11 protein-coding genes and 1 riboswitch are annotated in these 11,916 nt (G+C 66.3%); of the genes, 2 read left to right on the top strand and 9 right to left on the bottom strand.

The annotated features are described in order from the left end of the window. Positions 1–26: 26 nt before the first annotated feature. Positions 27–140: riboswitch (SAM riboswitch) on the bottom strand. Between the two features lie 141 nt (positions 141–281). Genes hisN through AC4EEV_RS03595 form a run of 4 tightly spaced genes read right to left on the bottom strand, consistent with a single transcriptional unit; the run spans position 282 to position 4,193 of the window. Beyond that, positions 282–1,106, bottom strand: a complete 825-nt coding sequence (gene hisN / locus AC4EEV_RS03610; protein WP_018760166.1) for a histidinol-phosphatase — start codon at positions 1,104–1,106, stop codon at positions 282–284. A 44-nt stretch (positions 1,107–1,150) separates the two neighbouring features. Then, positions 1,151–2,266 carry a ribosome small subunit-dependent GTPase A gene (gene rsgA / locus AC4EEV_RS03605; RefSeq protein ID WP_285247522.1) on the bottom strand — a complete coding sequence of 372 codons (1,116 nt, stop codon included), beginning with the start codon at positions 2,264–2,266 and terminating at the stop codon, positions 1,151–1,153. Continuing rightward, the gene (aroA, locus tag AC4EEV_RS03600) at positions 2,250–3,638 is read right to left on the bottom strand and encodes a 3-phosphoshikimate 1-carboxyvinyltransferase (protein ID WP_491330163.1); all 1,389 of its coding nucleotides are present in this window, start codon (positions 3,636–3,638) and stop codon (positions 2,250–2,252) included. Before aroA ends, rsgA begins: the two co-directional genes overlap by 17 nt. 6 nt (positions 3,639–3,644) lie before the next feature. After that, positions 3,645–4,193: a DoxX family protein gene (locus AC4EEV_RS03595; protein WP_491330162.1), complete on the bottom strand. Its 549-nt coding sequence runs from the start codon at positions 4,191–4,193 to the stop codon at positions 3,645–3,647. A gap of 276 nt (positions 4,194–4,469) precedes the next feature. Here AC4EEV_RS03595 and AC4EEV_RS03590 point away from each other — a divergent pair, with 276 nt between their 5' ends. Beyond that, complete coding sequence (locus AC4EEV_RS03590) at positions 4,470–5,243, top strand: sigma-70 family RNA polymerase sigma factor (RefSeq protein ID WP_231369809.1); 774 nt, start codon at positions 4,470–4,472, stop codon at positions 5,241–5,243. Then, positions 5,240–5,500, top strand: a complete 261-nt coding sequence (gene rsrA / locus AC4EEV_RS03585) for a mycothiol system anti-sigma-R factor (RefSeq protein ID WP_018760161.1) — start codon at positions 5,240–5,242, stop codon at positions 5,498–5,500. The genes AC4EEV_RS03590 and rsrA overlap by 4 nt, the downstream gene beginning before the upstream one ends. 101 nt (positions 5,501–5,601) lie before the next feature. Here the strand turns inward: rsrA and AC4EEV_RS03580 are convergent, their stop codons facing one another. From AC4EEV_RS03580 to AC4EEV_RS03560, 5 genes are all read right to left on the bottom strand, one after another. Then, positions 5,602–5,676 (bottom strand): 50S ribosomal protein bL37, encoded by a 75-nt coding sequence (locus AC4EEV_RS03580; protein WP_369299106.1) that lies wholly within the window; start codon positions 5,674–5,676, stop codon positions 5,602–5,604. Between the two features lie 118 nt (positions 5,677–5,794). Further along, a complete protein-coding gene (locus AC4EEV_RS03575; RefSeq protein ID WP_018760160.1) occupies positions 5,795–6,256 on the bottom strand; it encodes a PadR family transcriptional regulator in 462 nt (153 codons plus the stop codon). Next, positions 6,256–7,083, bottom strand: a complete 828-nt coding sequence (locus AC4EEV_RS03570) for a DUF4097 family beta strand repeat-containing protein (protein ID WP_491330161.1) — start codon at positions 7,081–7,083, stop codon at positions 6,256–6,258. Before AC4EEV_RS03570 ends, AC4EEV_RS03575 begins: the two co-directional genes overlap by 1 nt. A gap of 82 nt (positions 7,084–7,165) precedes the next feature. Then, positions 7,166–7,765, bottom strand: a complete 600-nt coding sequence (locus AC4EEV_RS03565) for a GDSL-type esterase/lipase family protein (protein ID WP_026264245.1) — start codon at positions 7,763–7,765, stop codon at positions 7,166–7,168. 142 nt (positions 7,766–7,907) lie between these two features. Continuing rightward, positions 7,908–11,720, bottom strand: a complete 3,813-nt coding sequence (locus AC4EEV_RS03560; RefSeq protein ID WP_491330160.1) for a multifunctional oxoglutarate decarboxylase/oxoglutarate dehydrogenase thiamine pyrophosphate-binding subunit/dihydrolipoyllysine-residue succinyltransferase subunit — start codon at positions 11,718–11,720, stop codon at positions 7,908–7,910. Positions 11,721–11,916: the final 196 nt, after the last annotated feature.

The following is an 11,916-nucleotide window of genomic DNA, read 5'->3' as shown; positions in this document are numbered from 1 at the left end:
TTGGATACAGGACTCCGGCACAGTGGAATCCGCGCTTGCCGTATCCGCTCCGGACCGGCCTGGTCGTCACCCGGGGCACCCCACCGCGAATGGAGGGTTGCCGGCCAGCAAACCGGGGTTTTGCGCTGGCACTCGTGACCTGGATAAAAGCGTAGAACATGGAATGGGCAGGACTAAAGCCGCGGCAATTGTTAAGGCTTTTGTTACGCCCTGCCGAAGAAACGGCCGCGGACGCCCCCTCAAGGAGGCGTCCGGCGTCGTATTGTTCGATTATTGTGCCGCTAGGGCGACTGCTGGAGCAGGTCGTCGAGGTCCGGGTTCAGCCGGTGCAGCACCTCTGAATGCAGGATCGAGTTCGTGGCCAGGGCATTGCCGCCGAACGGGCCATCCTCGCCTTCGAGGGACGTGAAGCGGCCGCCGGCCTCCACCACGATCGGTACCAGGGCAGCCATGTCGTACAGGTTCAGTTCGGGTTCGCAGGCGATATCCACCGAGCCTTCCGCCACCATGCAGTAGGACCAGAAGTCTCCGTACGCCCGGGTCCGCCACACGTCTTCCGTCAGGCCGAGGAAGTCGTCAAGGTTTCCGCGTTCCTTCCAGCCGCCCAGGCTGGAATAGGAGAGGGAGGCGTCGGCCAGGTTTGAGACGTTGGAAACCCGAAGCCGGGTGGCGGCGGCCAGGGACCTGCCCATGTACGCGCCCATGCCTTTGGCAGCCCACCAGCGCTTGCCCAGTGCCGGAGCGCTGACGACGCCCACCACCGGCTCGCCCTCGTCCACCAGGGCGATCAGCGTGGCCCAGACCGGGACGCCGCGGACGAAGTTCTTGGTCCCGTCGATGGGATCGATGATCCAGCGCCGCGAGCCGTGGCCGGTGCTGCCGAATTCCTCACCCAGAACGGCATCGCGGGGCCGGGAGCGGGAGAGTTGGCCTCGGATGGCCTCCTCGGCCGCCTTGTCGGCGTCGGTGACCGGCGTCAGGTCCGGCTTGGTCTCGACGTGGAGGTCCAGGGCCTTGAACCGGCTCATCGTCTGGTCGTCCACGGAGTCGGCCAGGACGTGGGCCAGGCGCAGGTCATCGTTGTAACTCGAAGCGGGTTGGATCATGGTTCCAAACTACCGTCTGCGGGCGTTTCTGCCGGGAGAACGCGTCAGTTGACGCTGCCAAGCTCCTTCGTTTCCTGTGCTTCCATCCTTGGATCGGCGCCGAGCAGCCGCCGCAGGGACGCCAGGCGGGCGGCGCCGGTAGGGCCGGCGTGTCCGCCGTCCACCCACTCGTCCAGCCCGCAGTTGACCGCCGTTGCCGTGTGCTTGCAGCCCCGCTCGCAGTTTTCGATGCCCGGGGAGAGATCCGGGAACGAGCGCAGGATCCTGTCCGGGTCCACGTGCGCCAGGCCAAAGGACCGGATCCCCGGGGTGTCGATGATCCAGCTGCCGGGCGGCGCGTCCGCGAGCCGAAGTGCCAGCGCCGACGACGACGTGTGCCGGCCGCGCCCGGTGACGGCGTTGACGCCGCCGGTGGCGCGCTCGGCGCCCGTGAGTGCGTTCACCATAGTGGATTTGCCCACCCCGGAATGCCCCAGCATCACGGTGACGGTGCCGTCGAGGTGTGCGCGGAGGGCGGCCACCGCAGCGCTGTCCAGCCGGGCGGAGAGGCCGTCGTCGGACCGCGCGTCGATCCCGGAGGCCTGTGCGTCGGCGGTCTTGCTGATGATGACGGGGAAGTCCAGGTGCGTGTAATTGGAGAGGAGCTCGGCGGGATCCTTGACGTCGGCCTTGGTCACCAGCAGGATCGGCGCGATCCCGGCGTCGTAGGCCGCCACCAGGGCGCGGTCAATGAAGCCTGTGCGGGGCTCGGGGTTGGCGGCCGCCACGACGATGACCAGCTGGTCCGCGTTGGCCACCACGGCGCGCTCCACGGGGTCGGTATCGTCGGCACTGCGGCGAAGCAGGGTGCGGCGGTCCTGAATTTTCACCAGCCGGGCCAGCGTGTCCGGGGCTCCGGAGACATCCCCCACCAGGGAGACGAAGTCGCCGGCCACCACGGGATTGCGGCGAAGCTCGCGGGCCCGCGCAGCGATGACCACCCGCTCATTGTCCGAGTCCTCACCCACCACCGCGGTGTACCGCCCACGGTCCACCGTGATGATCCGGCCGGTTACGGCGTCATCGTGGCTGGGGCGGTCTTTGGTGCGTGGCCTGGAGCCTTTCTTGCTCGGGCGGATCCTGACGTCCGATTCGTCCCAGGAATCAGTGCTCCGCGCCACTGCCGCGCCCTTCCGGTCCGGCAGCGGACGTGCCCTCCTGGGCCAGCATGCCTGCCCACAGCTGTGGGAAGTCGGGCATGGTCTTGGCTGTGGTGGCAATATCCTCCACCTGGACGCCCGGTACCGCCAGTCCCAGGATCGCCCCGGCCGTGGCCATCCGGTGGTCCGCGTAGCTGTGCACGACGCCGGCGTGCAGCCGGGCGGGGCGGATGAGCAGTCCGTCCGGAGTTTCCTCGGCGTCTCCGCCGAGCCGGTTGATCTCTGCCACCAGGGCAGCCAGCCTGTCGGTTTCGTGTCCTCGCAGGTGCGCGATCCCGGTGAGCCGGGAGGGCTCCGAGGCCAAGGCGCACAGCGCGGCGACGGTGGGGGCGAGTTCGCTGGTGTCCGCGAAGTCCCCACCCTTGATTTCCGGACCGCCGGTGACGGTCAGGACGCCGCTGTCCAACGTGACCGTGGCACCCATGCTGGTGAGGATGTTGCGCCACAGGTCGCCCACCTGCCGGGTCTCCGCCGGCCAGTTGGGGATCCGGACCGTTCCCCGAGAGGCGAGGGCCGCCGCCAGGAACGGGCCCGCGTTGGAAAGGTCCTGTTCGATCCGCTGGTCGAAGGCACGGATCGGTCCGGGCGCTACCACCCAGTGGTTGGGCACGGAATCGTCCACGGACACGCCTGCGCCGCGAAGGACCGAGACCGTCATGTTGATGTGGTCCAAGCTTGGTACCGGTTTGCCCACGTGCTCAAGATGCAGGCCGTCGTCGAACCGTGCCCCCACGAGCAGGAGCGCGGAGACAAACTGGGACGAAGCGCTGGCATCAATCACCAGGTGGCCGCCGCGGACGGAGCCCTTGCCCGCCACGGCGAACGGGAGGGACGACGGGGCGTTGCCGTCTTCGGCTGAGACAGCCACACCCAGGGCCTTGAGGGCCTCGATGATGGTCCCCATGGGGCGCTTGCGTGCGTGCGGGTCGCCGTCGAACACGCTTATCCCGTTGCGGAGTGCAGCGAGCGGCGGAACGAACCGCATCACCGTACCGGCCAGCCCGCAGTCGATCCGGGCCTCCGTCACGGGCGCGGACGCAGGCAACGGAACCACTTCGAGGTCGGGACCAAAGGTTCCGTCGCCCGGGACCTCCGTGATCGTGGCGCCAAGCTGCCGCAGCGCATCGATCATCAGCACGGAATCCCTGGAATGCAGGGGCGCCCGCAACCGGGACGGCCCATCCGCCAATGCCGCCAGAACGAGGTACCTGTTGGTCAGGGACTTCGAGCCAGGCACCGTAACGGTGGCGTTGACGGGCCGGGAAGCGAAAGGGGCGTCCCAGTGCTGGACAGGTGTTCCGGAAGCGTCCCGGGCGGCAGTTGCTGCGGTCATTCGTGCTTAGGCTTCCGTGGCGTGGTCGACGGCGCGGCGGACAGCCTTGTCCGCCTTGTGCAGCTTCTTGTTCGTGGTCTTGCGCGCGTCGGCGGCCAGGTGCGAGGCGTTCCGGCGGGCACCTGCGGCAAGGTGCTCGGCGCGCCAGGCCAGTCCCGGCTTTCCTGCGGTGTCCACCGAGGCGAGCAGCGCACCGCCGCTGAGGGACAGGTTCTTGAGCAGCTGGTTCCGGCGGGTCTCGCGCCCTTCCTTGCTGCTGATGTCCGCGCTGCGCCACTCGACGAACGTGTTGAGCAGGGAAACCACCGTCAGCAGCGACGCGGAGAGCCTGGAGAACTTTCCAAGGCCGAACAGGACGCCGGCGCCCACCTGGGTACCGCCGATAACACGCGCGAGGGTCTTCTCGCTGGCCTGGAACGGAAGCGAGGCCGCGGCCTTGCGGAGCAGGGGTGAGAGTTGCTGCGCAGTGTCGTCGGAGTTCTTGAGCTTATCCAGTCCGGCAATGACAAAACTGGAGGCGAGCATGGGCCGTGCGAGCGTGCGGACAAAGGACATGGATTTCCTCCTGGATGGACGAACCGCGGAACGCGGCGGAGTCGGTCCTAGTCTTGCACTTTTGGGGAATATTTGCCTGCGGGAAGGGGTTATGGCTGACGGGTCACCGACATGCGGCCCGATGATCATTCACCCGATACAGAGCGGAGTTGGCCCTTGGGGAAGGTGTTGGACGGAACGAGGCCCGCGGGTCCGGTGGCAGTGGAAGCACTGGCTGCCGATCCCTTGGAGTACGGCACGCCCCGGGCAGGGCGCCTGACAGTAGACTTGAAGGCAATGAGCACCCTGGATCCGGCCGTCGCGGCCATGTATGAGGCTTCACCTGGCGCAGCGAACGGCTCGGCACCGGCCCCGCCGGCTTCTGCCGCGCCGGCGGGGGAGGTTGGTCCGGCCGCAGGGCCGGACACCGAGGACGCCGCCCTGGACGTTGCGGCGGAGACCGTTGAGGACCGCCGCCTGCGCTTCGAGCGGGACGCCATGCAATACGTCGACCAGCTGTACTCGGCGGCGATGCGCATGGCACGGAACCCCTCAGATGCCGAGGACCTGGTCCAGGAGGCCTACACCAAGGCATTTTCGGCGTTCCACCAATACAAGCCGGGCACGAACCTCAAAGCGTGGCTGTACCGGATCCTGACCAACACCTACATCAACCTCTACCGCAAGAGGCAGCGCGAGCCGCTTCAGTCCAATTCGGACACGATCGAGGATTGGCAGCTTGCCCGCGCGGAGTCCCATACTTCAAGCGGACTTCGGTCGGCCGAGGCCGAGGCGTTGGACCACCTCCCGGATTCAGACGTCAAGCGGGCGCTCCAGGACATTCCGGAGGAATTCCGGCTGGCAGTGTACTTCGCCGACGTCGAGGGCTACGCCTACAAGGAAATCTCAGACATCATGAACACGCCCATCGGCACCGTGATGTCCCGGCTCCACCGCGGCCGGAGAATGTTGCGGGACATGCTCGCGGAATACGCCGCCGAGCGCGGATTCAAAACGGCCGCAGATGCATCGGAAGCGGCAGGAAGCAAACCACAGGAGAACAGGAAATGAGCGACTGCCAGGGATTGGGCGATTGCGACGACACCCGGATGCAACGCATCTACGAGTACCTTGACGGGGCGTTGACCCGCGAGGACCTTACCGAAATCAAGAACCACCTTGACGACTGCCCCGAGTGCGCGCAGCAGTATGACCTTGAGTGCGTGATCCGCAACATGGTCAAGCGCTCCTGCACAGAGTCCGCTCCGGACAACCTGAAGAACGCCATCCTGGACCGTATCCACGCCATCCGGCCGGTGGAGGCGTAGGAACGCCCCACGCCGGCGGACAATGGCCGCAGACAGCAAAGGACCCCGAAAGCCGAATGGCTTCGGGGTCCTTTGCTTGAACCGTAGTCCCTGGCATTTGCCTAGGTGTTGGGGCGCTTCCCGTGGTTCGCGCCGCCACGCTTACGGTCACGACGCTTGCGTGCACGCTTGCTCATAGCTGGCCTCCTTACTGTTGGTACTCAAAAGAGCTGCCCTCCAGTCTCCCACATGATGTGGCGGCCCGCGAACCGGAGCGGGCCGGTGGCCTGCGGCGGTGCCGCTGGTTGCCTGCGCCTACCCGTGGAGCGCAGCGCCGATTGCGGCGCGGGCATCTTCCAGGACAAGCCGGACATGATCCAATGCCACCGCGTTGAGGGGCGCGGGCGGGCCCTGGCGTTGCAGGTCGGCGCGGATGCCATCGCGGAATTGTTGCAGCATCCGGTCTATGGCGAGCTGCTGTACGGAGGCGGTGATCCCGCGTTCCACTGCTGCCAGGTCCACCTGGCGGTGGTTCAGCTCGGCAAGGCCTTCTGCCGTGATGCGGTACGTCGTGCGTCGTCCGGACGGCTCAGTGGCCACCAGGCCGTCCGCTTGAAGCTTGCCCAGCCGTGGATAGATCGTTCCCGCGCTGGGGGAGTAGGCGCCGCCAAAGCGGTCCTTGAGCGCCTTGATGAGCTCGTACCCGTGCTTGGGACCGCCTTCGAGCAGGGAAAGCAGGTACAAGCGCAACGCACCGTGTGCGAAGACGGCAGGCATCAGCCGTGCGCTTCCCCGCTGCCGGGTTTCGGGGCGTGGACAATCGACGTCCGGCCGGACACCGAGTTGGTCCTGACCAGCATGAGCTGTTCATCCGGGCCGGCAATCGTTTCCACTCTTCCGTTGGCCAGGAAGCACTGCTGGCCGTCAAGGACCACCGCCCCGCCGGCCGACTTGGCCACGATATCGACGCCGACATCGTGCGGAAGTTGAATGGTCAGGTCCCCGGAGACGGAGTTGGAGCCGAAATCATGGGTAAAGCCAAGCAGTTCGAAAGCGAGGTGGCCGCTGACGGTGTTCGTGCGCACGTTGGTGAAGTGCCCGTCCGCGGTGACTGCCCCGGAGACGGTCTTGACCGTGAGGACGCCACGGTGGTTCCTGACGGCGGCCGTGCCGCTCACGGTGTTGACCTGCAGCTCACCGGAGGTGCCGTCGGCGACGACGGAGCCTGACACTGCGTTGAGGCGGACGTGGGCGGCGACGCCGGAGACCAGTCCCTCGCCACTGACGGTGCCGGCCTCCACCTCGACGCCGGGTGGAACGGAAATGCTGATCATGGCCGAGTTGTCGCTGGTGTGGTTGACGGACTCCATCAAATTCTTGAACCATCCCTGCGGACCATTCAGTTGATGCCGGACCTCCACCCTGCCGCCGCTTGCTGATACCGCCACGGGGTCGCCGTGGACTTCCGAGATCTCAACCCGCACATCCGGCCCGGCATGGGCCGCCACGGTGAACTTGCCGCGCACCATGCCCAGCTTCAGGGCGGTGGCGTCCCCGATTTCAATGGTTTGCGGGCCTTGCACAGTCCAGTTTCCGTCAGCCATGGTCCCCTCCAGAGGCGATATATCGCGTTGGGCTTCAACCTAGCCGCGCCGGCTTGCGCCGGTCAAGGCGTCCTGTCGGGGCTTACTGTGGCGCGTCCACGCCAAGCCATTGGAACCAGCCTCGGTGGAGCACCAGCCAGGCCATGAGGCCATAGCCTGCCTGGCCCGGCGTCCCCCCGTTCGCAGCCAGGTCCTGGCGCCACTGTTCATGGTTCAGCAGGGGCGAGAAGGTATCGACGTACAGATGCTTACGCCGGGTGGTGACGTCGGCGAAGGCGGTGTTCAGCTCATCCAGCCTCCGGTTTTGGGTCGGATCGAGCGTGGGCGGTGGTCCAACGACGAACACCTCTATGCGGTTCTGCGACGCCGAGTCCAGGATGTTGGCAAGGTTCAGCCTGCTCCGCGCGGTGGAAAGGCCGAATTCGATGTCGCGCCCGGACAGGCCGATGACCAGCCTGTTCTCGGCCTGGTCGCTGAAGCGCCTGCCGGCTTCGTCCAGCCACCGGGCTGCAAGCCCTTCGGTACCTTCCTGCGGACAGGGGAGGGCATAGCTTTCCAGCAGCATGCCGTCCTGGGGAGTGCGGGCCAGGACGCGGCCGAGCCAGCCCAGCGCCCGGGGATCGCCCAGTCCGGCCAGCAGTTCGTCTCCTACAGCTGCGATCCGCAGCTTCCTGTCTTCCACGCGTTCCTCTTCACTTCCGAACCGGCCGCAGCCTCCGTCGCCGCCGCGGCTGCGGAGGTACGGGGCGGCGCTGTCCAACCATTAAACAGAACTGCCCGGCCGGAGTCTGGTATTTCGACGTCCGGCCGGGCAGCCTTACGGTTTACTTCTTTGCAAATGCCTGCTTCAGCAGCAGGTCCTGTTCAGCGGCGTGCCGCTTCATGGAACCTGCAGCCGTTGAGGCGGACGCCGGCCGGGACACCAGGCGGACGCGGCGGTCCAGTGCCTCCGGCAGGTTCAGACCGATGAACGGCCACGGACCCTGGTTGGCGGGCTCGTCCTGCGCCCACACGACCTCGGCGTTCGGGTACTTGGCAAGCTCCGCGGCGATCTCCGCGTGCGGCAGCGGGTAGAGCTGCTCGACGCGCACGATCGCGGTGGTCTTGTCTCCGGTCTTCTGGCGGGTGGACAGGAGATCGTAGTACAGGCGGCCGGATACCAGGATGACGCGTTCGACGGCGGTGGCCGGCAGCTGCTCGTGCTCGCCGATGACCGGGCGGAAGGCGCCGGTGGTGAAGTCCTCCACGGACGAAGCGGCAGCCTTCAGGCGCAGCAGCTGCTTGGGCGTGAAGATGATCAGCGGCTTGCGCGGGCGGCTGTACGCCTGGCGGCGCAGCAGGTGGAAGTGCGAGGCCGCCGTGGTGGGGTTGGCCACGATCATGTTGTCTTCGGCGCACAGCTGCAGGAAGCGCTCAATCCGTGCCGAAGAGTGGTCCGGGCCCTGGCCTTCGTAGCCGTGCGGGAGCATCAGGACAAGCGAGGAGCGCTGGCCCCACTTCTGCTCGGCGGAGGAGATGAATTCGTCGATGATGGTCTGCGCACCGTTGACGAAGTCACCGAACTGGGCTTCCCAAAGGACCAGCGCGTCAGGGCGCTCCACGGAGTAGCCGTACTCGAAGCCCATGGCAGCGTATTCGGACAGCAGGGAGTCGTAGATCCACAGCTTGGCCTGGTCATCGGAGAGGTTGCCCAGGGGCAGCCATTCCTTGCCATTGGCGCGGTCGTGGAAGACGGCGTGGCGCTGCACGAACGTGCCGCGGCGCGAGTCCTGACCGGCGAGGCGGACGGGCACGCCTTCCATGATGAGTGAGCCGAACGCTGCGATCTCGCCGAAGCCCCAGTCGATGCCGCCTTCGCGGGACATCTGCTCGCGTTTCTCCAGCAGCTGCTTGAGCTTGGCGTGGACGGTGAAGCCCTCGGGAACCTCGACGTGGGCCTTGCCGATCCGGGCCAGGGTCTCGGCGCTGATGGCGGTGGCGACCGGTGCACTGACGTTGGAATCGGACTGCTGGGCCATGGGGCGCTCGATATCGGATACGGCGGCGGAGTCGGCTGTCACGATCGGGATCGGCGAGGTCTGCGCGGCGTGGGTCTCCGCGAAGACCCGCTCCAGCCGTTCCTGGTAGTCGCGGAGCAACTGCTCGGCTTCTTCCTCGGTGATGTCCCCGCGTCCGATCAGCGATTCGGTGTACAGCTTTCGGACGGAGCGCTTGGCTTCGATCAGGTTGTACATCAGGGGCTGGGTCATCGAGGGGTCATCGCCCTCGTTGTGGCCGCGGCGGCGGTAGCACACCATGTCGATGACGACGTCCTTGTGGAAGCGCTGCCGGAACTCGTAGGCGAGTTGGCCGATGCGCACCACTGCCTCCGGGTCGTCGCCGTTCACGTGGAAGACGGGCGCCTGGATCATTTTGGCGACGTCGGTTGAGTACGTGGACGAACGCGAGGACGACGGGGCGGTGGTGAAGCCCACCTGGTTGTTGACCACCACGTGGATGGTGCCACCGGTGCGGTAGCCGCGCAGCTGGGACAGGTTGAGCGTCTCCGCCACGACGCCCTGGCCTGCGAAGGCGGCGTCGCCGTGCACCATGATGGGCAGCACTGGGAAGGATTCGCCCTGGTCCAGGCGGTCCTGCTTGGCGCGGACAATGCCCTCGAGGACGGAATCGACGGCTTCAAGGTGCGACGGGTTGGCGGCGAGGTAGACCTTGGTCTCCCTGCCGTTGTCGGAGGTGAAGGTACCCTCGGTACCCAGGTGGTACTTGACGTCGCCAGAGCCCTGGACGGAACGCGGATCCTGGGTGCCTTCGAATTCGCGGAACACCTGGGCGTAGGTCTTGCCGGCGATGTTCGTGAGCACGTTGAGGCGGCCGCGGTGGGCCATTCCGATGGCAACTTCGTCCAGGCCGTCGTCGGCAGCGTTGGACATGATGGCGTCCAGCAGCGGGATCAGCGATTCGCCGCCCTCGAGCGAGAATCGCTTCTGGCCTACGAACTTGGTCTGCAGGAACGTTTCGAAGGCCTCCGCGGCGTTCAGCTTGGAAACGATCCGGATCTGTTCTTCGCGGCTGGGCTTGGAGTAGGGGTGTTCCAGCTGGTCCTGGAACCACTTGCGCTCGGCCGGCTCCTGGATGTGCATGTACTCGATGCCGGTGGTGCGGCAGTAGGCATCGCGCAGGACGCCCAGGATGTCGCGGAACTTCAGCATCGGCTTGCCGCCGAAGCCGCCGGTGGGCCACTCGCGGTCCAGGTCCCACAGGGTCAGGCCATAGGTGAGGACGTCGAGGTCGGGGTGCTTGCGCTGGACGTATTCGAGCGGGTCCGTGTCCGCCATGAGGTGGCCGCGGACGCGGTATGAGTGGATCAGCTGCTGGATCCGGGCCACCTTGTTGATCTCGTCGGCGGGATCCACCTGGAGGTCGGGGCTCCAGCGGACGGGCTCGTACGGGATGCGCAGTGCTTCGAAGATCTCGTCGTAGAAGTTCTGGGCCCCGAGCAGGAGCTGGTGGACCAGCTTGAGGAACTCGCCGCTGCCTGCGCCCTGGATCACGCGGTGATCGTAGGTGGAGGTCAGGGTGAGGACCTTGCTGATGGCGTTCTGCGCAATGATCTTTTCGCTGGCGCCCTGGAACTCGGCGGGGTAGTCGAGGGCACCGACGCCGATGATGGCGGCCTGGCCCTTGGAGAGGCGGGGTACCGAGTGGACGGTGCCGATGCCGCCCGGGTTGGTCAGGGATACCGTGGTGCCCTGGTGGTCCTCAGCGGTCAGCTTGCCGTTGCGGGCGCGCTTGATGAGGTCCTCGTAGGTGTGCCAGAACTCGGCAAAGTTGAGGGTTTCGGCCTTCTTGATGTTCGGGACCATCAGCAGGCGGGTGCCGTCCGGCTTGGGCATGTCGATGGCTATGCCGAAGTTGACGTGAGCGGGCTGGACGGCGACGGGCTTGCCGTCCACTTCGTCGTAGTACACGTTCATGGACGGGAACTGGGAGAGCGCGCGGATGACGGCGTAGCCGATCAGGTGCGTGAAGGAAACCTTGCCGCCACGGGCGCGGGCAAGGTTGGAGTTGATGACCACGCGGTTGTCGATCAGCAGCTTGGCGGGGATGGCGCGGACGCTGGTTGCGGTGGGCACCTCGAGGCTGGTCACCATGTTGGTGGCGATGGCCTTGGCAGGGCCGCGCAGGATCGAGACGACGTCCTCTTCGGGAGCCGTGGGGGCCTTGACGTTCTTGGGCAGCTGGGCCGGGATGGGCTGGGCGCCGGTGCCTGCACCGGTCTTCGTGCCGCCGTCGCGGGCCTCGGTTGCAGGAGCCTTTTTGACCGGCGCAGGGGCCGGGGCGGCGGGTGCGGCAGCAGCGGGTGCTGCCGGGGGAGCGGCGGGGGCTGCTGCCGGCGACGGTGCCGGCGCGGCGGGAGCTGCCTTCACGACGGGGAGTTCCCGGGTGGCGGGGTGGGCTGCGTGTGCGGAATTTCCATTGGAAGAAGAACCGTTGCCCGAGTCGAAGGATTCAAACAGCGGCCACCACTTGGCATCCACAGCGTTCTTGTCCTGTTGGTACTGCTCGTACAGTTCGTCAACGAGCCACTCGTTTCCGCCAAATTCCTCTGGTAGACGGTGGCTTGGCTGCTCTGGCACTTGAAATACGCCTCTTCCATGAGTTTGATTTCTCTCCGGCCCCCCGGTGCTTCAGCACTGCGATCGAACCAGTCTCTGCGTCCTCTGAACCCAGACCTTTGCAAGTCTAGTGAGCATCGTGTGTTAACTGCCAATAAGGGTGACCCAAATCATGAAGTGACGATCGCCGGCCCTATCGAGGGCATTCCGGGAGGCA

The organism is Pseudarthrobacter sp. MOO14, from assembly GCF_058267675.1.
Note: the sequence above shows the minus strand (reverse complement) of the source record. Positions and strands in the feature narration are given on the sequence as shown.

What these genes read in the sequence shown, in the direction of transcription:
- rsrA (WP_018760161.1), top strand. Translation starts at nt 5,240, where the DNA reads ATGAGCGACTGCCAGGGATTGGGCGATTGCGACGACACCCGGATGCAA.
- hisN (WP_018760166.1), bottom strand. Translation starts at nt 1,106, where the DNA reads ATGATCCAACCCGCTTCGAGTTACAACGATGACCTGCGCCTGGCCCAC.
- AC4EEV_RS03575 (WP_018760160.1), bottom strand. Translation starts at nt 6,256, where the DNA reads ATGCCTGCCGTCTTCGCACACGGTGCGTTGCGCTTGTACCTGCTTTCC.
- AC4EEV_RS03590 (WP_231369809.1), top strand. Translation starts at nt 4,470, where the DNA reads ATGAGCACCCTGGATCCGGCCGTCGCGGCCATGTATGAGGCTTCACCT.
- AC4EEV_RS03595 (WP_491330162.1), bottom strand. Translation starts at nt 4,193, where the DNA reads ATGTCCTTTGTCCGCACGCTCGCACGGCCCATGCTCGCCTCCAGTTTT.
- aroA (WP_491330163.1), bottom strand. Translation starts at nt 3,638, where the DNA reads ATGACCGCAGCAACTGCCGCCCGGGACGCTTCCGGAACACCTGTCCAG.
- AC4EEV_RS03570 (WP_491330161.1), bottom strand. Translation starts at nt 7,083, where the DNA reads ATGGCTGACGGAAACTGGACTGTGCAAGGCCCGCAAACCATTGAAATC.